The 22,621-nt window shown below is 32.7% G+C and carries 17 protein-coding genes; 4 read left to right on the forward strand and 13 right to left on the reverse strand.

Annotated elements, in window-relative coordinates; all coding sequences use genetic code 11:
* Nucleotides 1–147 precede the first annotated feature (147 nt).
* Nucleotides 148–2,568 (forward strand): glycoside hydrolase family 94 protein, encoded by a 2,421-nt coding sequence (locus tag BN2390_RS11295; RefSeq protein ID WP_053984453.1) that lies wholly within the window; start codon nt 148–150, stop codon nt 2,566–2,568.
* Between the two features lie 173 nt (nt 2,569–2,741).
* On the opposite strand, the gene BN2390_RS11300 is transcribed toward BN2390_RS11295, so the two are convergent.
* The 3 genes from BN2390_RS11300 to BN2390_RS11310 all read right to left on the reverse strand — a co-directional run bounded on the left by BN2390_RS11300 (nt 2,742) and on the right by BN2390_RS11310 (nt 5,824).
* Nucleotides 2,742–3,569, reverse strand: coding sequence for a hypothetical protein (locus BN2390_RS11300; RefSeq protein WP_053984454.1), 828 nt, complete (start codon nt 3,567–3,569; stop codon nt 2,742–2,744).
* Between the two features lie 110 nt (nt 3,570–3,679).
* Nucleotides 3,680–5,446 carry a helicase-related protein gene (locus tag BN2390_RS11305; protein WP_053984455.1) on the reverse strand — a complete coding sequence of 589 codons (1,767 nt, stop codon included), beginning with the start codon at nt 5,444–5,446 and terminating at the stop codon, nt 3,680–3,682.
* Nucleotides 5,447–5,644: 198 nt separating this feature from the next.
* Complete coding sequence (locus BN2390_RS11310; protein ID WP_053984456.1) at nt 5,645–5,824, reverse strand: (2Fe-2S)-binding protein; 180 nt, start codon at nt 5,822–5,824, stop codon at nt 5,645–5,647.
* A 176-nt stretch (nt 5,825–6,000) separates the two neighbouring features.
* On the opposite strand from BN2390_RS11310, the gene BN2390_RS11315 reads away from it, so the two are divergent.
* Nucleotides 6,001–7,161, forward strand: a complete 1,161-nt coding sequence (locus tag BN2390_RS11315; protein WP_053984457.1) for a sensor histidine kinase — start codon at nt 6,001–6,003, stop codon at nt 7,159–7,161.
* Nucleotides 7,162–7,230: 69 nt separating this feature from the next.
* On the opposite strand, the gene BN2390_RS11320 is transcribed toward BN2390_RS11315, so the two are convergent.
* The 6 genes from BN2390_RS11320 to BN2390_RS11345 form a co-directional block, all read right to left on the reverse strand.
* Nucleotides 7,231–8,856 carry a CehA/McbA family metallohydrolase domain-containing protein gene (locus tag BN2390_RS11320; RefSeq protein ID WP_053984458.1) on the reverse strand — a complete coding sequence of 542 codons (1,626 nt, stop codon included), beginning with the start codon at nt 8,854–8,856 and terminating at the stop codon, nt 7,231–7,233.
* A gap of 114 nt (nt 8,857–8,970) precedes the next feature.
* The gene (locus BN2390_RS11325) at nt 8,971–10,158 is read right to left on the reverse strand and encodes an anti-sigma factor domain-containing protein (protein WP_053984459.1); all 1,188 of its coding nucleotides are present in this window, start codon (nt 10,156–10,158) and stop codon (nt 8,971–8,973) included.
* 7 nt (nt 10,159–10,165) lie between these two features.
* On the reverse strand, nt 10,166–10,834 hold the full coding sequence (locus BN2390_RS11330) for a sigma factor (protein ID WP_053984460.1): 669 nt from the start codon (nt 10,832–10,834) through the stop codon (nt 10,166–10,168).
* 140 nt (nt 10,835–10,974) lie between these two features.
* The gene (locus BN2390_RS11335; protein WP_053984461.1) at nt 10,975–11,193 is read right to left on the reverse strand and encodes a DUF5348 domain-containing protein; all 219 of its coding nucleotides are present in this window, start codon (nt 11,191–11,193) and stop codon (nt 10,975–10,977) included.
* A 458-nt stretch (nt 11,194–11,651) separates the two neighbouring features.
* Complete coding sequence (locus tag BN2390_RS11340) at nt 11,652–13,229, reverse strand: ABC transporter permease/substrate-binding protein (RefSeq protein ID WP_053984462.1); 1,578 nt, start codon at nt 13,227–13,229, stop codon at nt 11,652–11,654.
* Nucleotides 13,230–14,354, reverse strand: a complete 1,125-nt coding sequence (locus tag BN2390_RS11345; protein WP_053984463.1) for an ABC transporter ATP-binding protein — start codon at nt 14,352–14,354, stop codon at nt 13,230–13,232.
* 185 nt (nt 14,355–14,539) lie between these two features.
* Between BN2390_RS11345 and BN2390_RS11350 the strand changes: the two genes are divergently transcribed.
* Entirely contained in the window at nt 14,540–15,205 is a 666-nt protein-coding gene (locus BN2390_RS11350) for a GntR family transcriptional regulator (protein ID WP_053984464.1), read from the forward strand.
* A 99-nt stretch (nt 15,206–15,304) separates the two neighbouring features.
* Here BN2390_RS11350 and BN2390_RS11355 read toward each other — a convergent pair whose 3' ends face one another.
* Nucleotides 15,305–16,750 (reverse strand): SLC13 family permease, encoded by a 1,446-nt coding sequence (locus BN2390_RS11355; RefSeq protein ID WP_053984465.1) that lies wholly within the window; start codon nt 16,748–16,750, stop codon nt 15,305–15,307.
* A gap of 161 nt (nt 16,751–16,911) precedes the next feature.
* Between BN2390_RS11355 and BN2390_RS11360 the strand changes: the two genes are divergently transcribed.
* Nucleotides 16,912–17,604 carry a Crp/Fnr family transcriptional regulator gene (locus tag BN2390_RS11360; protein WP_053984466.1) on the forward strand — a complete coding sequence of 231 codons (693 nt, stop codon included), beginning with the start codon at nt 16,912–16,914 and terminating at the stop codon, nt 17,602–17,604.
* A gap of 79 nt (nt 17,605–17,683) precedes the next feature.
* Here the strand turns inward: BN2390_RS11360 and BN2390_RS11365 are convergent, their stop codons facing one another.
* From BN2390_RS11365 to BN2390_RS11375, 3 genes are all read right to left on the reverse strand, one after another.
* Complete coding sequence (locus BN2390_RS11365) at nt 17,684–19,279, reverse strand: GGDEF domain-containing protein (protein ID WP_053984467.1); 1,596 nt, start codon at nt 19,277–19,279, stop codon at nt 17,684–17,686.
* A 375-nt stretch (nt 19,280–19,654) separates the two neighbouring features.
* Nucleotides 19,655–20,773, reverse strand: coding sequence for a YibE/F family protein (locus BN2390_RS11370; RefSeq protein ID WP_082238759.1), 1,119 nt, complete (start codon nt 20,771–20,773; stop codon nt 19,655–19,657).
* Nucleotides 20,774–20,844: 71 nt separating this feature from the next.
* Entirely contained in the window at nt 20,845–22,599 is a 1,755-nt protein-coding gene (locus BN2390_RS11375; protein WP_082238761.1) for a metallophosphoesterase, read from the reverse strand.
* Nucleotides 22,600–22,621: the final 22 nt, after the last annotated feature.

The raw sequence follows: 22,621 nt of genomic DNA on the forward strand, positions 1-22,621 counted from the left end.
ATTTTATGAACTTTAAATAATTTTTTATCTCTAATTTAATATTTTTAGGTACTCATACACAGTTCTTCTTAATATATATACAAATATAATACGTTTGATTTTACTCAATCGTTTTCGTAAAATTTATTATCGAATGGAGTGACCGTTATGAAATTTGGCTTTTTTGATGATGTCCGTAAAGAATATGTAATCACTACTCCCTATACCCCACTTCCTTGGATCAACTACTTAGGTAATGATGGATTCTTTAGCTTAATCTCTAATACTTGTGGTGGCTATAGTTTCTATAAAGATGCCAAGCTACGCCGTATTACAAGATACCGCTATAATAATGTACCAAAAGATACCGATGGCAGACACTACTATATTAAAGAAAACGATGTGGTTTGGAGTCCTAGCTTTCTCCCTGCAAAGACACCTCTAGACGCCTATAGCTGTCGTCATGGGCTTGGATACACAATCATAAGTGGGACAAAAAATGATCTCTTAGCTGAACTAACTTGTTTCGTACCTTTAGGCAAGACTTGCGAAATTAATCAACTCAAATTAATGAATCAAAGTGACACCCCTAAAACTTTCAAGCTCTTTAGTGGGATTGAGTGGTGCCTTTGGAATACTATTGATGATGCTCAAAACTTCCAACGTAACTTGAATACTGGAGAGCTTGAAGTAGATGGCAGTACTATTTATCATAAAACAGAGTACAGAGAACGTAGAAATCACTATGCCTTTTATACTGTGAATAGCCCTATTACTGGTTTTGATACTAATCGTGACTGTTTCTTAGGTTCTTTTAATAGTTGGGATACACCTGTAGCTCTTAATCAAGGATGTAGCAATAGCTTAGGAATAGGTTGGTCTCCTATGGCAAGTCATCAGATTGAAATAACTTTATCTCCTTATGAAAGTAAAAGCTTTATCTTTATGTTAGGTTATATTGAAAACGAAGAATTAAATAAATGGGAAAGTGATGGTATCATTAACAAAGTACCTGCAAAAGCTCTTATGAGCGCCTTCGAAACAGATGCTCAAGTAGATACTGCACTGCAAGAACTTGCCACTTACTGGGAAAATCTTCTTGCTAACTTCTCTATTCATAGCAGTGATGAAAAACTTAATCGTATGGTTAATATCTGGAACCAATATCAATGCATGGTTACTTTTAATATGAGTCGTAGTGCAAGCTATTTTGAAAGTGGTACCGGGCGTGGTATGGGTTTTAGAGATAGTTGCCAAGACTTGTTAGGTTTCGTTCATCTTATCCCTTCTCGCGCAAGGGAAAGAATACTGGATATTGCTTCTATTCAATTTGAAGATGGCAGTACCTATCATCAATATCAACCCCTTACTAAGCGTGGGAATAGTGATGTAGGAAGTAGTTTCAACGATGATCCCCTCTGGCTTGTTGCTTGTACCAGTGCCTATATCAAAGAAACAGGAGACCAAACTATCTTAGATGAGCTGCTCCCTTTTAATAATGTTCCAGGTAGCGAACAAACGTTATTTACTCACCTTGAAAAAAGCATTTCCTATACCCTTACCCACTTAGGCCCACATGGACTTCCTCTCATTGGCAGAGCAGATTGGAATGACTGTCTTAACTTAAACTGTTTTTCTGAAGAACCTGGAGAAAGCTTCCAAACTTGCTCCAACTTTGAAAGTGGTAAGGCAGAAAGTATCTTTATTGGAGCCATGTTCGTAAAATACGGCAAAGAATATGCTGAACTTTGTAAACGCTTTGGCAAACCTAATGATGTAGCCTATGTTCTTGATAGTGTGAGTCAAATGGAGCAAGCACTCTTAACCTATGGCTGGGATGGTGAGTGGTTCTTAAGAGCATATGATGCTTTCCTTAATCCTGTTGGCAGTAACAGCTGTGATGAAGGCAAAATTTTCATTGAACCACAAGGTTTCTGTGTAATGGCAGGTGTAGGTTTAGAAAATGGCTATGCAAAAAAGGCCCTCGAAAGTGTAGAAAAACATTTAGCTACGCCATATGGTATCGTACTCCTTACACCTTGCTACTCAAAGTATTACAAAGAACTTGGGGAAATCTCAAGCTATCCACCAGGATACAAAGAAAACGGTTCTATCTTCTGCCATAACAATCCTTGGGTAAGTATCGCCCATACTTTAGTTGGTAATAATGAAGAAGCCTTTGATGCTTACAAGAGAATATGTCCCGCTTACCTAGAAGAAATAAGTGACATCCATGCTACAGAACCTTATGTGTATAGCCAAACCATAGCGGGTATAGCTTCTTACGATTTAGGGCAGGCAAAAAATAGCTGGCTCACTGGTACTGCTGCTTGGACCTTTGTCAATGTCAGCCAATATATCCTTGGTATACGCCCAACCTTTGATGGCCTTCAAATTGCTCCTTGCCTCCCTCAATGTCTCAAAAGCTATATAGCTACCCGTCATTTCCAAGGTTGCACTTATCAAATAGAAGTTCTTACTTCCCCAGTAGGTGAGTATAGTTTAACTGCTGATGGCAAAAAAATAGAGGGTAATATACTCCCTCTTCCACAAGGCAAAGAACTTTGTCATGTTACTGTTATGGTTTAATCTGATTACTACACATGAAAAGGTAGTAAAGGAGATGGTATTGACTCTAATAGGTGAATTATAATTAACAATGATACAGTCATTTCTCTTACTAACCCAAAATCACAGTGACTAGTACTACCAATTAAATAGCTCAATAATACAAAAACGGAGGTCCCATAGACCTCCATTTTTTAACTTATAACCTCTTTATTACGTTTGTATACTACAATACCAATAATCATGGTCGGAATGACACCTATTACTAAAGCAAGTGATGATTTAAAAGGTGAATCTACTATATAATTATATACTGTTGGAAGAATCGCTAATACACTATAACAGATGATTAAATGAATCACCTTATTAAAAGTATTTTGATTTTGAACATACCACTGTGTTGCAACAAAAGCTATTATCATAGCGATCCCCATAACTCCAAAAGCCATTTTATCTTCCATACCTGCCATAATATCTACTTTTAAAATAAGCGCTAATACAATGCCTGATAAAGAAAAGCCTATGCCTGTTATCATCATTGCTAGACAAGCTGTTTTATACTTATCTGACACGAAACTTTTCTTAGTAGCCTTTTGAGTTCTTGTAACAAAGTAAGAAAATAACAAAGTTTGTATGAGAATCTCTGGTGCTCCTTTTAAGTGGAATTCTAGAGGAAGTTGTGTGTAAATGATTCCTTCTATGGAACAAGGCGCAGGTCCAGGTGTATTAATAATACCTACAATAGCAAGGACTGCCCATAATTTTAAAGCACCATATTTCTTCCCTATAAAACTATCTTTGACTAAAAGCAAAACACACCCAAACAAAGCTCCTCTCACTATCTGTACCAAAGGTCCTATAACTGCACCTATCCCATATGCTGGTCGCATAAAGTACTTTGCATTACCTAATTCAAATAACCCTTCATAATTAAATATTGTAGAAAAAAACATTCCACACAAAATGTATGTGATCACATGTATCGCTGTTACTTTTCCAATAAACTTTAAATTTTGCTTCATTCTGATCTCCCCTTAACTTCTATTTAAAATCAATTTATTTATAAGTTAAGTATAAAGAAATCAGCTTTCTTATTTTAGTGTTAAAAGTCACCTTCTTCGTATGACTTTAGTCATATTCTTATATTTACTAGTAATTGATTAATTTTTTCACTAATTCGTCTACGCTCTTCGTATACCCATTTTTCATCAAAATCTAGCTTAAAACTTTTTGAAAAGGAATAATAAAGATTTACTTTCTGATAATAAGTTTCTAAAGAATTAAGGCCTCTTTCGCCCTCTGATGGTTTTGTAAGTGATGTCTCCTTTCTAATAAAATACTCTTCTACAAAATCAAGGAAAGTATCACATAATGCTTCATTGCCCACATCAAAAGGTAATTTCATAAGCCGCCACTGTTTACGTTCACTAAGTTGATATTTTTTGACTAACTCTAATATAATCAAATAATCCCTTACATCCATCTTGCGATAAAGATTTGACTTTTCCTCTCTCGTTGCCCATAGTGCTAACTTTTCCTTAAGTGGTAACTCTTCTATTTTAAGCAAAGCCTCACTCGGACCAATAACAGCCTCTCGTATTGGTTCATCTTCGCATTCTATTCTCTCCTTAACAAAAGCATTTCTACCACATGATGCACTGACATAACCTACTTCATAAATGCCTTTTCGCCCTGCTCTTCCTGCTATTTGTTTGACCTCCTGAGAAGTTAAATACCTAACTTCATCACCGTCAAACTTCTTAATATCCATAAATACAATGCGTCTAATAGGTAAATTAACACCCATGCCTATAGCATCTGTTGAAACTAAGAGCTGATTTGTTTTGCTAATAAAGTCTTGATACTGAAGCTTCCTCACTTCTGGTGGCAAATCTCCATAAATGATACTGGTCTTGATTCCACGATCTTTATATCTTTTGGCAAGTTCTAATACACGTTTTTTAGAAAAAGTAATAAGGGCATCTCCTGGCATAACCCCTTGCAAATCAAAATACTGTTCTTCCACTTCAAGGGGTACATTTCTTACATAAGTCTTAATTTCTATATCATCTAGACAATCTTCTAGTATTTTAACAAGGATTGCTTCAGCATTTTTTGCACCACATACATGCAGTTCTTTACATTGTAATCCAAGTAACGCTCTTGTCCATGCTGCACCACGCTGAGCATCTCCTATCATCTGAATCTCATCTATAACAGCTACATCATATCGTTCTTCTATATGCAGCTTTTCAATTGTTGAACTAATATGATTTGCACCTTCAACGTCAATCTCTTCTTCACCAGTAAGCAAATTGCACTTTACCCCCTCATCATTAAGGCGTTCATAAATCTCTAACGCTAATATACGAAGTGGTGCAAGATAAATACCTTTTTTACTTTCCATAAGCCTTTGTAGAGCATGATAAGTTTTACCTGTATTTGTCTCTCCTAAATGAAGATATACTTTTCTCTTAATGGTACGTGTCAGTACATATTCATCCTTTGGATTGGCTGGAAAATGTGTTTCAAAAGCTTTTGCAACTTTTTTAGGAATATGGGTCTTCATCAGAATTGTAATAATGCCTGAATTCAAATACCCTTCCGGATTATCTGCTATGATTTCAGCAAGCTTATAATCTTGCTTATTTTTCACATTATAATCTTGTAGTAATCTTTCTGAAAGATCATCTAAAAGTTCTCTATAACCTTCATAAATATCATCAATTTCTTTTATACCACTGCCCCTCATCTGCCCTAGAACTTTTAATTTTTTACGGACTGCTGCTTCATGGCTCCAAAGCTGAGAAACTCTTGTATATGCCACAATTTCTTTAATTTGACCTAATTGTTGTTTTAGAATTTTAAATTCCTTGTCTGCCTGCTTGTTCTTTTTCATAAAAACAACCCCTGTTCATTGTCCTTATAAAGATTATTTTAAACTTATATATGCTTTTTATTTATAAATAGTTCTATCAATTAAACCCAATATTAAAAAAGTTGCTTGTCTTAAAACATATTCCTTAATTGACGTAGGTATTCCAATAAAAAAAGAGATTACCTAAGTAATCTCCTTTTTTTATTTTCATCTGATTTATTATTTTTGTTTATGTTCTTCAATTAATCTTTCAATCGTTTGTTTACATCTTGCACCATGACAAACACCTGTACCAGCACCTGTTTTTTCACCTACTGCCTCAAAGGTTATAGCACCTTCTTTAATAGCTTTTATAATCGTTTCTTCTGAAACACCTTTACATAAACATACGTTAGCCATTTTAAACCTCCTATTAGTATCTTATTTCTCCTTTATTTTATTACATATTTATTGTATTATACATTAAATATTTATTATTTACTAATTTTGATAGTATATCTCTTGACTATCTTTTATCTACATGTTATTATATTGCCCACTTTAAATTTGCCTTTACAAACTATCAGGAGAACTAAATGATAAATAATGATTATATATTAGAAATACTACAAAAAACTATCGATACACTTATGGAAAATAAAAATTCTATTCTTTCTATTTCAGAAACTTTAAAAACTGAATATGAACAAAAAAAACAAGAATTTACTACTCTACAAAAAGAACTCCCCTCCCTATTTCAATATACAAAAAAACTTAGACTTGCAGATCGACAATTACGCAACCAACTCTCTGTACTTTCTTCAGATTTTTCTATTGAAGGTCATAAAAAGTTACATGCTATTTTTCTACAAGCTAGTGAAATTCATGCTCAACTTCTAAAAGCTGAGGAATCCGAGTCCACTTTAGTAAGACGACGTGACTCCTTAGAATTAGATATTAAACGTAATCTCTCAACTATTGAAAATGCCGAAAATGTTGCAAGACAACTAATGGCTTCTCTATCTTATTTACAGACAAGCTTAATCACTATTAATGAAGAAAATAAGACTGATAATCAATATAGTATAGATGGATCTTTTAAGCAATATATCTCCTTTATTACTTGTATCGAAAACGAAAAACTTCGTATTGCAAGAGATTTACATGATGGACCCGCTCAACAAATTGCTAGTGCAAAAATGCACATAGATATATGTGAATCAGTAATAACCAAAGATTTGCACCAAGGCCTAAAATTCCTTTCTAATTTAAAAAGAGATTTATCTCAAACACTTATAGAAGTACGCCAAATTCTTTTTGACTTAAATCCTGCCCCTCTAGAGAAGATGGATTTTAAAGATGCATTAGAAAATATGATTTATTCTATTTTAGATATTGAAACTATGAACATCAGTTTTTTCTATAATATTGACTCCAATATGATTTCACTTAATATGCAAAAAACACTCTATCGCATAATGCAAGAACTGATTAATAATATAAAAAAATACTCCAAAGCTACACAAATCATACTTCGTATTTATACTGCTAATGATTTTATTTATATTAACTTAATGGATAATGGAATTGGTTTTGCTGTCCCAGATAATCTAGATACTTTTCATATTGCCAACAAATCTTATGGACTTAGTAATATCTCTACACGTATTGCAGAACTTGATGGAAAACTTATTATTAATAGTGATTCTACAAATGGTACTTCTTTCAAGATCCAAGTTCCCAATCATACTTTTTAGACATTTTAAAAGGCAAGAAGCGTTTCTAATTAGAAACACATCTTGCCTTTTTATTATGCTCAATATGTATTAACCTTGTACATCAACAAAAATAGGATTACTGTAGAACCATAAATCTGAATAGTTATGGTCGTTGATAGAATCCGCAGATGGTCTTTCTTTTACTTCATCTCTTAATGGATTCCCCATTTCATCAGTTTGGCCTTCTACATTTATGTCTAAATTGGTACCTCTTAATCTGTAATAACGATCTTTATCAGCTTTTACTGTAAATGTAAGCGTATTATATCCTTCTTCATCTGTAGTCCAATCTTCACTTGTAAATGTTTGAATGACTCTTGTAGTTTCATTGGTAGGATTTGTGTAGTCTTTGCTACTTTGACTCACTTTCCCTGTTACTTCACCGGAAATGAGATCAATATGGTCTACAGCCACCTTATTGGTTGTTTCTGTATCTGTTCCAAAAATAGTTTGATAGTTGTTTACCTCTGGACTTTTGAAACGAACTGTAATAGTCACTTCTTCACCTTTTTGAACTTTTAAGGTACTACCCATCTCCACTTTTTCTGTTTTTCCCTTTGCAGTAAAGTCTAAAGTATCAATTAAGTCACCTGTGACTGCAAATGATTTACCTGAACGTAAAGCATCTGCAAGGTCGTTCATTCTATCACCTTCTACCCATGTGTAGTTTCTTGAGTATTCGCCTGGCCAATATCCACTATATGATCCACCTGTAGGATCTTTTCTCACTTTAAAATGGAAATCTGAATTAGCAAAAGTGAAGAATCTTCTTCCTTCTCCAAGTAATGCATCCCACATACCACCTACTTCAGCTAACATACCATCTGCACCACCGTATACTTCTTTACTTTCACCTCTACCATCATTAGACATTTGATTTCCTAAAATACCTTCAAAACCAAATACAATATTTGGCGCAATATCGTTCATTTTACGGATATACTCTATTTTAAGTTCTGCTTCTCCACCATCTTTACGTGCAGGGTGATTAATAAGTACATAGCTGTTTGGATAGTTATCTTTTAACCATTGTACTGCTCTAAATGTATTTTCTTTTGTATTTTCATTATGGCGCTCACCATATTTTTCTACATCTTCACTTGTAAAATAAGTATCTTTTGTTTCTTTACTAAAGAAATATTCAAAGGCTTTAATCCCCTCTATCATTTCTTCTTCGTTCGCTGCAACAATCCCTACTGCAGCATGATCAAGTCCTAGCATATCCCACTCAAATCCTGTAAAGATTAATTTACCTTCATATTTTCCTTCAGCTTGAAGTTCCTTGATCTTAGCAATCTGTTGTTGTAAACCTTGATAAAATGCAAGATCTTGCGCCATACCCTCTGGATTTCTAAAAGATGGTCTTAAATGGTCTGCAAGTACTAAGTAATCAAAAGCTGCCCCCTCTGCATCTGTTGCTTGTGTTGGGAGTTCCCAAGCTGCTGCCTTGCTCCAACCTTCTGATTCAAGATTAATCTCCTTAAATGCTGCATCTAGTATATGTTCTGTTATTGTAACCTTCTCACCTGCGTCTTTGGATTGAGTTGTATGAAGATGATATTCTCCACTCATCCATTGCCCATCTGTACTTTTTGCAAATAGGGGTACTGCACCTTGCATAATCATCATTGTTGCTAGTGACATTGCTACAACAAATTTTCTATTTTTAGTCATATTAATTCCTCCAGTAAATCATTCTAGTCTTATTTTGCCTGGGTGTATAATATGATATCTAAGTTAAGAATTTATAGGGATTAGGTTAAACTTATGTTAAACACAAATTAAAGTTTAGTCATCTTCTTCATTATCATCGTCCTCGTCATCACCTTCTTCATTGCCATTATCTTTGTCCTTATCTTTATCATTTCCCCCTATTTCATCATCTTCTTTATCTTTTATTTCATTTTCTTTATCATCATCTTCTTTGTCTTTATCTTTGTCTTTATCTTTTATTTCATCTTTCTTATCATCATCTTCTTTATCTTTGTCTTTTATTTCATCTTTCTTATCATCATCTTCTTTATCTTTGTCCTTTATTTCATCTTCCTTATCATCATCTTCTTTATCTTTATCTTTATCTTTATCTTTATCTTTATCCTTGTCTTTATCCTTGTCTTTATTCTGATTATTTATCTTATCTTTTATGTTCGTACTTGCTCCATTACCTAAATGATTAAGATTATTCATTGCATCAACTACATCATCTTTTTCTATATCATCATCTTCTTCTACATCATCTCTCTCATCATCCCAGTCATCAGTCTGACTCTCCTCATCCATCTCTTCAATGTACTGGATTAGACTTGGTATATCCATATTTCTAAAATCAACATCTTCTGATTTTTCCTCTAACAAAATACCTGCGCTATATCGCCCTAGACTTATTGCGTCCTTTTGTGAAAGTGTATACACTTGTTTATCACTAGGCAAGTAAACAATATGAGCATTTTTAAAGCTTTCTTCCATATAGATTGAAAGAAGTCCACCTAGATCAAGTGAGTTGCCTTTTAAGTCTGCATAGCTTACAAGAATAAAGTCTTCTACTGATTTAAACCCTTTACGTTCCAACTCCTCACTTAATGTATTAAGTGCACGCTCTAAAGGCTGTCCCTTTAACCCTTTTAATTCTAACTCCATACTATCTTGATTTTTATCAATGATTTTCTTAACTACTCCTTGTTTATTAATTAAAAGCTCAATACTTGGATTGATATCCAACGACACAACTGCAACTGGAACCTGAATGGTATAAAAAATAGGAAGGAGTACAAGAAGAAAAGCTGCTGCCAATGCGACTAATGTACTTGGCTTACAAATACGTGGAGATGTATAAGTAATAATATCTTCATCTATAAAAAAGATTCTTTGTCCAACCTGCATATCTTCTTTTAATTGAATACGATGGAATTGCCCTCCCTTTTCCATAACAACCGCATAGGATGAGGAAATAGACATAATAACACCTTTTTTTAACATAATACACCTACTTTCTTATCCATAATTTTAGATTACGAAGATTTTTATCAAAAATAATAATCACCGTAATAATAAATTTTTTACTTCCTTTAAGGATTTTCTGAGTAATATTGTATTTAAGAGAAATCCTTGTTATGGGTAGCCGTTTTTTTAGGTACATCAAATCCACAAGAGGTTGATCTTTACTTACTTTTTCACTAATATCAATAGCATTCGTACGCGTCTTTTCATGCTTAGGTGCTTCTGTACATAATGAAACTAAATCAAACTTAAAATCTTGTAAAACTGTTGTAAGCACCTGCACTTCTTCAGCTACTAGATCTACACCATCTAAAGTTGTCTCTAAATACTCTACTTTTAATTGTCCTATATTAATAGCTTGTTCTGTATCTAGTGAATCCAAAATTGCATGCTTCTTTTCGCTATTTAAGTAATTTAAAAGACGACTTCTAATAACCAATTGAGCAAATGGAAGAAAGTCTCCTTTATGAGCATCATATTTACAAATGGCCTCATAAAAAGAACTTAATCCAATACTAAATTCTTCATCATTTTCTATAGATACATAGCGATGTGTAATTGAGGATATAACCTTAACAATAAAGGGGATATAATCTTCAATCAAATCATCTGCATCAGTATAAATTTTATTATGTACACTAATATTGATCTGCATAAACTTCCTCACTTCTTCAAGAATAAAATATCTCCCTTATACTATAAAATACATTTCATGTTTTGTCATTGGGTACTCTTTTTTCTTAAATATATAAAAAAGCCTGAAATACCCTTCCATGAGTACTTCAGGCTTTCGCTCTATTTATCTGCTCGTGCTGGCAGACCTTCATATAGGTAGATAACTAAGAAACCATCTGTAAAATAGTATTCTCCAAATTCATCTTCCTCAACTTTTCCTTCTAACCATTCTTGTTCATCTTCCTCAAAAATAGTAATATCTTCACCACCAACCCAATAAGTCTCTTGATCTAACCCAAAGTACCCTTGATCATTTCTGAAAAGCATACCTTCTTTCATTTTGTCACCTCATTTATAGTATAAATAGCTAAAGCTATTATAATACTAGAGTGCCCTTTTGGCTATATCTAAATTTCTTAACTTATATAACAACTTATCTGAACTATTTTCACCAAGGTTTCTTAGCTCCTTGCCAAAGTCCTTTCACTAACTTCTTTCATTATCTATCTAAAAACAGTACGTCTAGTATTTTTCATATTTAAACAGAACTGCTTATTCACTTTAAAATAATTATATTTAACAAATCTCTCCTCTATGAATTCCTCTCACTTTTGTATATCTAACTATTAACTTGTATCTTTGCATTATATACTCTATAAATAATTTTTAAATTATTATAGCATAAAAAGCTCTATTATTATTGAAATAGCATGCTATTCTAAATTGAATGTGTAAACGCAAAAAGGGCAGTTGTGAACTAATCTATTGAGTTCGCTACACAACTGTCCTTTTTCTATCTATTTAATATATCCTCTTTCTACTAAAAAATCATGTGCAACCTTTTCTGGTGCCTTTCCTTGTACATCTACCCTATAGTTAAGCTGCATCATATCCTGATCTGTAATTTGACCTGTTAAGGTCTCTAGGACTTTTTCAAGTTCAGGATATTTTATAAGTGTATCCTCTCTCACTAAAGGTACTGCATAATACGGAGCAAAAAAGTTTTTGTCATCTTCTAATACTACTAAATCAAACTCTTCAACTAGCCCATCCGTTTTAAAGACATCTATAACATCACTCTCTCCACTATCAATAGCACTATATCTTAAAGCACCATCTACTGCTTTAACTTCTTTAAAATTTAAATCATAAACTTCTTGAACTCCTATTAAACCATCTATTCTATTTGCAAATTCAATAGTTGTTCCTGCTATTAACTCTTTCTCAATAGCTTTCAAATCTGATATAGTTTTTAAATTATATTTTTCCTTAGTATCTGGTCTAACTGCAAGTGCATAAGTATTATTAAATCCTAACGTTGGTAAAGTTTCTATTCCAAACTTCTCTCTATATTGTTCTTTAACTCTAGTATACATTTCTTCAGGTGTGTTATAAATATTTTCTTCACCTAATACATTAACTAGCATCGTCCCTGTATAATCTACATAGAGATCTATATCCCCCTTTTTTAGAGCTCCGAATGCTACCTGGGTACCTCCTAAATTTAATTTAGTCTCTACATTCAAATCCGTTTCTTCTTCAATCAGATAAGCTAACATAGAACCAACTATAAGTTGTTCCGTAAAGTTTTTAGAACCTATTACTATTGTATCTTTTCCTGTTGTTTTCACAAAATTTACCTTACCTAGTATTCCTACACTTAATCCTATAATTATTAATATTACTATTACGGTTTTAGGAGTTTTCTTTGAATTTTTAATAATCAACTCTCCATTGCTTCCTTTAATTCCATTAGGTGTTACACTTTTTTCTATTACTCCAATTACATAATCCATAAGTAATGCTAGAATAGCTGCTGGTATAGCTCCTAATAAAATTAAATGATTGTTAACCGTTTGAATTCCTGAAAATACTAAATAACCAAGACCACCTGCACCAACAAATGCCGCAATAGTCATCAGCCCTACAGCTGTAACAGATGCAATTCTAACCCCAGCCATAATAACTGGCATTGCCAAAGGAATTTTTATTTTTATTAAAATTTGTCTAGGTGTCATTCCAATTCCTTTTGCTGCTTCTATAGTATCAGGATTAATATTCATCAATGCAGTATACGTATTTTTTACAATTGGTAAGATAGAGTATAAAATAACCATTATAATAGCTGGCTTTGCACCAATACCCACTATGGGTATTAGAAAACCTAAAATCGCCAATGAAGGTATAGATTGCATCAGATTCGCTACTCCTATAACTATGCTAGCCATTTTTTTATTTTTAGTAATAAAAATCCCTAAACAAACACCTATAAGTACACTCATTATAATTGCAACAGCTGTTAGTTGAATATGCTCTATACATAATAAAAATAGCTCTTCTTTCTTCATAATTAATGTATTTATAAATTCTTGCATCTACTCATCTCCCTTTTCTATAAATTGTGAACCAAGCAGTGACAGCAAACTACTTCTTGTAATAAGTCCTTTCAATCTATCCTCCTCATCAACAATAGCCAAATACCCCAATTGTGTATTACTAAACTGATCTACTACATCTATTAGCGTACCGTTCTCATCTATAGTGGGAACATCACTACTCATTACTTGTTCTATAGTTAATTGCCCATGTTCTATTTTCTTCAATTTACTTAGACTTACATAGCCTAATAGAACTTTATCTTTATCCACCACTAATAATCCATCTATTTTCTTTTCTCTCATAGTTTCCATAGCCTGTAGAACTGTTCTTTTTTTACTAATGGTACCTGGATTTGCAATTGCGGCATCAATAGGTTTTATAAGTGCTGGATTGTTCCATATTTTTCCTTTTCCTATAAATTGCTCAACATATTCTCCATTAGGATGTTTTAATATATTTTCAGGTGTATCATACTGTAGAATCTTCCCATTTCTTAAAATACATATTTTGTCCGCCAACTTAATGGCTTCATCCATGTCATGAGTTACAAATACAATTGTCTTATTAAACTCTTCTTGTATATTTAATAATTGATCTTGTAAATCTGACCTGGTCATAGGGTCTAGGGCAGAAAATGGTTCATCCATTAAAATAATTTCTGGATCCGTAATCAAAGCTCTAGCTACTCCTACTCTTTGTTGCTGGCCCCCCGATAGCTGAGCTGGATATCTATCTATAAATACCTTTGGATCTAATCCTACTAATTCTAATAACGCTTTAGTTTTAGCTTCTAAAAATTCTCCCCTCTTCCCCAACAATTGAGGAATAATCTGTATATTTTCTTTTATAGTCATATGTGGAAATAAACCATGTTGCTGAATTACATATCCTATCTTTCTTCTTAATTCAATTGGATCCCAAGTTCCTATATCTGTCCCATTAACGACTATTTGTCCTTCAGATAACTTTATTAATCTGTTAATCATCTTAAGAAGTGTTGTTTTTCCTGATCCACTTTCACCAATTAATGCAACAATATTTCCTTTTTCAATTTTTAAATTAAATCCATCAATAACCGTTGTTCCTTTGTACTTTTTACATACATCTATAAATTCTATCATTCATATCCCCCTTCTTACAACTTTATATTTTTGTTAAGTTTTCAGTTTTAACAATTTAATGTTAATCTAAAGTTGTTAGTTTGTCAAATCGTTTCCCGCTCTTAGATACGTCACCTATAGTATTCTCCACAAAATATGCTATACTACTTATAAATAAATATATATAATTTAAAAGAGGAATTTTTATGAGTAAACCAAATATACCTAGATATACTAGTATCGCTATTGATATCGCACATAATATCTTGAATGATACTTATGCTGTAGGTGAGAAAATCAAGGGCCGTTCTACCCTGTCTAGCAAATACAGCGTATCTCCTGAAACTATTAGAAAATCTATTTTTCTTTTAAGAGATATGGATGTAGTAGAAGTAAATGAGAAAAGTGGAATTGTTATTAAGTCTAAAGATATGGCTTATATGTTTATTGAAAAGTATGATACACAAATTAATATTAATTTACTTCATCAAAAGATACTCGATCTTCAAAAACAAAAAAATGAGTTAGAATTACAAATTAATTTGCACCTTAATACAATTTTAGAATATACCCTTAAATACGAACGCACCCTCTCTTTAAATGCTCCTGAAGATTTAAGTGATCATATTGATACAATTAAATTAACATTAAGTGAGGAAGATTTTGTAATTGGTAAAAGCATTAGTGAAACTCAATTTTTCAAATATACTCATGCTACTATTGTATCTATTACTAAACAAAATGAACGTATTCTCTCACCAGGTCCATTTCATGTATTCCAACCAAATGATATTCTTAATATCGTCTGTGATGAAACACATATTGAAGTTGCTAAATCTTTTATAAAATTCGGTCCACATACATGTAATTAAAGACAAAAAGAGTAATAGATGCCTTTTATTGCATCTATTACTCTTTTTATCTTTAATCCTATTCTAACTTAAAATATTTTATGTTCTCTTTTCAATACATTATCCTACAATGAGGTTTACAACTGGTAAACCTACAATAATGGTTACAAGTAATGTAGCTACACAAAATACGGTTGCATACTTATAAATATCTTTAGCAGATAGCCACTGGCTATTCCCATGCAAAATTGCACCTACTGGTGAACTTGATGGTGTAATCATTGCAATACACGTGATAAAGAATACAAGAATAGCAATTGGCAAACTTGATGTATTCATTTGCTGTGTAAAGAGATAGAATATTGGTATCATAAGCATACCAATTACCATGTTGTTGCAAAGATTTGTGAGTACAAAGCTTATCACAATCATTAAAATTGTAAAGACTAATATACTCTTGCCTTCAAAAATAGGTTGAGTAATTTGTTCGAGTAATGGAATGATTCCCGTGCCTTCTGCTGTTAATGCATTTCCTATACAAATAGCTGATGCTACAATGAGTATAACTGACCATGCTGCATACTTAGAGATAACCTTTTGAAAATGAATAATGGGTTCTCCCTCTATTTTTAATGCGCACCCAAGTGCTACAAGTAAAATCGCTATACCATTTTGCATATTATTCATGAAGTCACGCACGACACCTTGTGGTAAAATAGATGGCATAAGTACCCATATCATATAGAAAACTAATGCATCAAGAAGAATCATTTGTTTCTTTGTAAGAGGTTGTAGTGGCTCTTTATTAAGTTGCTCATAATTAATATTTTTAATAGCTGAAATATCTGGTCTTAAAATATATTTAATTACAACAACCATTGCTAAAATAGAGACCAACGAAAGAATCACTGCAACTACCATATATGGAAAGTAGTCGATGCTTGTTCCAGTTATATTTGCATAGTTATTGAACATGGCTGGCAAAGCTCCTTTATAAGGAGTTGTTGCAAACCCAAGTGTCCCTGCCATTGCTACACTTATTAATAAAATCTTTACGTACGCATCTTCCTTTTTTAGTTTGAATTGTTCAAACATACTATAAAGAATTGGATACAATAAGAATAATGATGAGGTTACAAGAGTCATTACACTTAAAACATAAGAGGCTACTAAAATCATTGTTGTAAATACCCAAGGTCTTCCATTATTGATTTTACGTGTAAGGAACCACTTTGCAACATAATCACAAAGTCCTGCTTCTGAGATAGCCCCTGTTAAAATCATAATATAAAGAATCATATTTACCAGCGGATTACCTAAAGCTGTAGTAATAGCTTTATCAACTGGCATGTAACCTGATATACCTAGTAAAATAATCCCGATTAAGCTAGGCCATATGGTATCAATAAACATCCATGCATAAATAACACTGAACAAAATCCCTAGAATTCTCATTCCCAATGGCGTTACCGGTGCAATAGGTGGCATTAACCAAAATACTAAAAGAATGATTGCGCTGATTATTACATGTAAACCATAAGTACTTTTTATCTTTTGACTGCTCATATTTCTTCCCTTTCCTTATTTGTTATATTTATAACATCACTTTGTTATAAATATAACACTCTTACAACAAGAGAAATATAGCATATGCTATACTTTTATAGATTATATTTGATATAATTTATTTATAAAGTCCGATATTTTTCAACTAAGGAGCATACATCATGAGTTCATTATCCAAGGAATGCTTTAAGCAACTTTATTCAAGCGGTACAATTATGGAAATTCCTAAAGGACATTGCTTTACAACAGAAAGCTATGGTACTAATTCTGTTTATTGTCTTCTAGATGGTATCTGTGCACTCATTCGCTATACCAAATGCGGTAAAGAAATTATTTATTATTACTTTCAAGAAGGTGATATTATCGGATGTGTACGTTTTCATGCTGTTGAAAGCAAACAAGACCAACCTATTCACCATACTGTTAATTATCATGTCTATGCTAAAACAGATTGCACTATTTCTAGATTGAGTTTCAATAAAGTTGCTGAGCTTATGGATTCTAATATAGAAATTGCTCGCTATTTTAATTTTTCTTTATCTAATCATTATCTCTCTATCCTCAACCATCTACATTCTTCTAAAGAATGTGATACAACTGAGCGTCTTGCCCATCTTCTCATTGAGTTAGCTATTTATAAAAACGGCGCTTATATCGTCGATAAACACTTTACTTATGTAGAAATGGCTAAATATCTGGGCGTTCATTATGTTACCGTTTCGCGTATTATGGCTAACTTCAAACAATTTGGCTTTATTACAAAATCCGGTCATAATACAATTATTGAAGATATAAAAACATTGACTACTATGGCAAGTCCTGCTAATCAAGGTTCTGAAAATATTATCTTATAGCTCTAACACCTCCTGATATAAAAAAAGCCCCCTATATTTTAATCGAAAATATAGGGGGCTCTCTAATTATTTTATACTTTTAATACGTTACACGATTTCTACCCTTTTGTTTGGATTCATACATTTTTTCATCTGCACTTTTAAATAAATCTTGCGCTTTATCACTAAAACTAATACCTATACTTATGGTTACATTTAATGGTTGATTCCAGCTGAGGGCTTCTACTTTCTCTCTTAACTCATGCCCTAGTTGTATTATTTTATTGTGATCCACATTTCTACTCAATATACAAAATTCCTCTCCACCATATCTAAAGACTTGTGTTCCAGGTATCAAGTTTTTTTCTAATAGCTGTGCAACTGTCTTTAAAACATGATCGCCATGGGCATGTCCATAGTTATCATTAATCTTTTTAAAATAATCAATATCAATAACTAGGAGACCTATTAAATCCTTCTTCTGTAACATTTTCTTGTAGGTTTCATCAAATTTACCTCTATTATAAATTTGTGTTAAACTATCTTTTGCATTTTGTCTAGCTAAACGCTTAAGAATAACCCCTATAATGCCTGTTGCAACAACCGCTACAATACCTATAATAATATTTTTAAACATATTGGTACGTAGTTTATCTGCATATTCTAAGTATCTAAAATTATCTTCATACCTACTTAGAATAAACTTTACTGTTTTTTCATTCTTGCTTTTTATAAGTTCATCATATTTTCTAAGTAATATCTTTTCTAGATTATCTAATATTTCTTTTGTCTCTTTTTGATCTTCTTCTACATAAAGAGAGTGAATTTGTTCTATAATATGTGTCATATGATTAATTTGAATATCTATAGCTCCTTCTTGTTCACAAATTTCAAAAAGCCTATATCCCATATTCAACGCTTTATCTAAATAACCTTCATATAAGTCAACTTTAATTCTCATCCCTAAGTAAGGTATAACTAAATTGGCAATATCTGTGCTTTTTTCTATGTTAGGTTGTATTTCATCTAAAATTCTTTTTGCTTCTTCTACATTCTCCTGATAAAAAAGTGCTCTTGATGTTACTATTTTTCTTATCAACATTTTCATTTCATATTCATTTTCATTCCTATTTACAAACTCATAGGATTTATTGATGTATTCAATAGCTTCATCACTTCTATTAACTTTAGAATAAATATCTGCTAACTTAATATAACCATATTCTTTCACTCTTGCATCTTTAATTGGGTCTGTAATGGGCATTTCTAACGCTTGTATAATAAGATTTTCAGCAAATCCTGTCCCTCCAAGTTCAGCACATACATTGGCTATATCTATAAGACTTTTAGCTATCCTAAACTCATCTTTATTATGCTCTGATACCTTAAGTGATTGCACTGCATATTCTAAGCCTATATTATATTCATAGTCTTGGAAATAAATCATAGATATTAGATTTAAAAGCCTAGCCTTACTCTCTTCACCTATATAGACTAATTCATTTAGTAAATCAATTAATCGCTCTCTTTCTTCAACTCTTGCCTCTTTTGTAGCTAGTGACAAATGTACTGTCTCCTTAGCCAAAATCTTTTCATCTTGAAACTGATTTATCCTTATTTTAACTTCAAAAGCGCCTACAATAATTGCTAATATTATAATATTGATACCTATATATTTAAGATATTTTTTATTCATTTATTGTTCTCCCTAGGTGAAATTGCCTATCGTTAATCGCAATAAAAAATTATATACCTTAATGAGTAAATAGTCCATAATAATTATTATCTTTTAAAATAATCTTCTATAAATCCAAACTCCTATCACTTCATTTCTATACTTATATCATTGTTTTATTTTTTAAAATAGTTTAAATTTTACCAAAAACCTCTTCCTTACTTGATATATTATTGTAGTTAAGCAACCTATCTTTCACAGAAAGAAGGTAGATAGAATGGATAAAAATCAAGTAGCTTTAGCACCACCTATGTAACGAATACATCTTAAATAAAAATGTTATATAAAAAATAGCAAGGTCTATCACCTATTTGTGACCTACCTTGCTACTTTTATTTAGATACTCTCTTGTTTTTCTTTTGGAATCAAACAAGCTGCAATTAAGGATACCATTGGTACTGTTAGAACAACACCTAAACTTCCTGTAACTCCTTGTAAGATTTCAATACCTATATCGTACATATTCATTACTTGGTGATACTGCATACTATAGGCATAAATAAAAATTAACGTATTGATTGAACCACCTGTAAAGGCCAAAATAAGAGTATTAGACATTGTACCCATCATGTCCCTTCCTACACGCATACCTGATCTAAATAGATCTTTTCTCTCTAATATAGGATTTTGCGAATAAATTTCTTGTATGGTTGAAGCAATAGACATACTTACATCCATAACTGCTCCTAAAGAAGAAATGAGTATACCTGAAAATAATAATCCTGACACCTGTAAGTCTGTTGCACTACTGATAAACACCAATTCTTCAATATCCCCTACATTATTACCTGAAATATGGGTTAGTGCTCCAAAGAGCATAGCAAATACACCTGCTATTACTACACCGCCTATCGTTCCTAATATTGCCGACAAGGTTTTATAAGTTGTACCTCCTATTAGGTAGAGACTAACTATAGTTGTTAATACAACTACGATAACTGCTGACCAAAACGGTGAATATCCCTTATACAGCATAGGTATATAAAGAAAAACAATACATATAAAAGTAAAAATCAATCCCATCACAGAGTGAAGACCTTTACGCCCTCCAATGAGCCAAATACTTCCTATAAATAATGCCACAATTAAATACAGCATATTCTCTCTATCATAATTATAAACAGAAGCTACTACAATATCTTGATACACACTTACTTGTGCAATGACACGTAAGCCTACTGTACAGTCTGCGCCATATAAGTAACCTGAAAAACTTGTGGCTTCTACAATATCTCCCTTTTTATCCCCTGTTAGAAGTTTAAGCTTTACAATTTGCTGCCCCATTCTAGAGCCATCTTCTTGTAAATTATCTTTTACAACCTCAACAACCTTTGCCTTTTCAAATGTTCTTCCTGATGTATTAGATAACTCTACCTTTTCAGCTTGATTAAATTGATATAAAAAAAGAGCAAATATAATAATCAATACACCTACAATCCACTGTCTATACTTCATCCTATCTCCTTCGTCCATCCATAAACAAAGGGAATGTTTCGCAACATCCCCTTCATGTTTTATTTTATGCTTTATTTGCTTACACTTTTCTTTTTATTTATAAAGATTACACCTAATGCACCTATTCCAAGGATAGATACTAAGCTAAGTAATAAATCACTTACTCTATAACCTGTTTGTGGTAATTTTTCATCTTCAGCTTTTTCTACAAATATAACTTCATTACCAGCCGCCGCTGTCTCTGCTACAGTACCACTTACTGTTGATACATTGTTCGCCTTATTGTCTGTTGCTATTGCCTTTTTAGATGCTTGTGTTTTTACAATGGAGAATGTATTATCAATCTTTTCCATTGTATCTGTACGGTAAGTATCAATTGTAAAACGGTCTTTTGTAATATCTACAATAGAGAATGTTGGCACATTTTCTTGCCATCTAGCCGCTACATATGCTTGTTGCTTTTCTACTAATCCATAGTATTTACTACCTGTTGATGAGTTTGCAGTCATATATAAAATTCCCTGTGGATCCACTACTTCTCCACTTGCATTCGTTACATTTACCGCTTTAGCATCTTCAACACTTGCTAAATAGTTAGTGTATTTATCATCAATAGCAACTTCGCCTTCAAAGTATGCATCAAATTCATCTTCTGTAATCATAGTACTTTGATCTAACTTCCCACCTTCTAAAAGGAAAGTTCTTGAATACGTATGGTCATGCCCTGTTAAAACCACATCAATATTATTGGCTTCAAAGATTGGAATTAAGCTATAACGAAGGTTAACGATTTCTGGCTCATTCGAATGTTCGCCAGAACCATAAATATCTTGGTGAAGTGTTACAATACGCCATGATGTATCTGAACTTTCTTTAACCGCTTGTTCAATAAAAGCTTGATGCTCTGCAACATTTAAGTTGTTTGTATTAAGATTAATAAAAAGTGCTTCCCCGTAAGAGAAGTAGTAATCTCCACCTGCATAAGTAGAGCCTAAATCACTTGCATTTGGATTGTTGAAGTGATATGTATAGTTACTGCTTAATGCGTCATGGTTCCCTACAGTTGTTGCTACTGGAAGAGATTTAAGAGCATCTGCACTTAAGTAACCTGCATATTCAATTTCATTTCCTGTGTAAAGAGGATCTTTGTTTTTCTTATCTCTTGTTTGGATTTGATCCCCAGCTGATAAGACAAAACTTGCATTTGGACGAATTGCTAAAGCACTATTAATTGTGTTACTCCAGTTGAAGCTATCATTTCTTGTTGCTAAATCTTGACCTTGTTCTTCTTCACTGCCTGTTGCTGCATTTCCACTTGAAGAACCAATTTGTGGATCCCCTACATAGATAAAGCTAAATTGTTCTGGATTTTGAGTTTTATAAGAAATAGCTTCTGTCCATACACCATTTTTTGTATAACTATAGTAGTAAGTTGAATTTGGTTTTAAATCTTTTGCTATTGCTTTATTTGATTCATGCCCTTCAACTGCTGAAGTTGTAGTAACCTTTAACTCTTGTGCATCACTTAAGTCTGCTTTTTGACCTATTTTAATCTTTGGTTGTGCATCCCCGATTTTGCTGTACCAACCAAAGTTAAGTTCTGTTTGATTTTTCCCTGGTGTTAAAGACATTTGCGTCCAATCATCTTTAATATTTTCCCATTCATTACACCATTGTTCCCATGCACCATTTTTAGCTGCTTCTGTTTGTGTTGCTTCTGTCCAAGCATCATTGCTTGCTGCAAATGTATTAACCGCTCCACTTCCAAGCATTGCTGTTACTAAAGCGAACGCGATTAGTCTTTTTCTAGTTTTTAAGTTTCTCATATTGCCTCCCGGTATTTGCACC

Origin of the sequence: Niameybacter massiliensis, from assembly GCF_001282685.1 — a bacterium.
In the GTDB taxonomy this organism is placed as follows: domain Bacteria; phylum Bacillota; class Clostridia; order Lachnospirales; family Cellulosilyticaceae; genus Holtiella; species Holtiella tumoricola.

Coding starts and splice junctions, on each gene's coding strand:
- BN2390_RS11295 (WP_053984453.1), top strand. CDS start 148: ATGAAATTTGGCTTTTTTGATGATGTCCGTAAAGAATATGTAATCACT.
- BN2390_RS11375 (WP_082238761.1), bottom strand. CDS start 22,599: ATGAGAAACTTAAAAACTAGAAAAAGACTAATCGCGTTCGCTTTAGTA.
- BN2390_RS11320 (WP_053984458.1), bottom strand. CDS start 8,856: ATGACTAAAAATAGAAAATTTGTTGTAGCAATGTCACTAGCAACAATG.
- BN2390_RS11300 (WP_053984454.1), bottom strand. CDS start 3,569: ATGAAGCAAAATTTAAAGTTTATTGGAAAAGTAACAGCGATACATGTG.
- BN2390_RS11325 (WP_053984459.1), bottom strand. CDS start 10,158: ATGTTAAAAAAAGGTGTTATTATGTCTATTTCCTCATCCTATGCGGTT.
- BN2390_RS11305 (WP_053984455.1), bottom strand. CDS start 5,446: ATGAAAAAGAACAAGCAGGCAGACAAGGAATTTAAAATTCTAAAACAA.
- BN2390_RS11310 (WP_053984456.1), bottom strand. CDS start 5,824: ATGGCTAACGTATGTTTATGTAAAGGTGTTTCAGAAGAAACGATTATA.
- BN2390_RS11360 (WP_053984466.1), top strand. CDS start 16,912: ATGAGTTCATTATCCAAGGAATGCTTTAAGCAACTTTATTCAAGCGGT.
- BN2390_RS11340 (WP_053984462.1), bottom strand. CDS start 13,229: ATGCAAGAATTTATAAATACATTAATTATGAAGAAAGAAGAGCTATTT.
- BN2390_RS11350 (WP_053984464.1), top strand. CDS start 14,540: ATGAGTAAACCAAATATACCTAGATATACTAGTATCGCTATTGATATC.
- BN2390_RS11345 (WP_053984463.1), bottom strand. CDS start 14,354: ATGATAGAATTTATAGATGTATGTAAAAAGTACAAAGGAACAACGGTT.
- BN2390_RS11365 (WP_053984467.1), bottom strand. CDS start 19,279: ATGAATAAAAAATATCTTAAATATATAGGTATCAATATTATAATATTA.
- BN2390_RS11315 (WP_053984457.1), top strand. CDS start 6,001: ATGATAAATAATGATTATATATTAGAAATACTACAAAAAACTATCGAT.
- BN2390_RS11355 (WP_053984465.1), bottom strand. CDS start 16,750: ATGAGCAGTCAAAAGATAAAAAGTACTTATGGTTTACATGTAATAATC.
- BN2390_RS11335 (WP_053984461.1), bottom strand. CDS start 11,193: ATGAAAGAAGGTATGCTTTTCAGAAATGATCAAGGGTACTTTGGGTTA.
- BN2390_RS11370 (WP_082238759.1), bottom strand. CDS start 20,773: ATGAAGTATAGACAGTGGATTGTAGGTGTATTGATTATTATATTTGCT.
- BN2390_RS11330 (WP_053984460.1), bottom strand. CDS start 10,834: ATGCAGATCAATATTAGTGTACATAATAAAATTTATACTGATGCAGAT.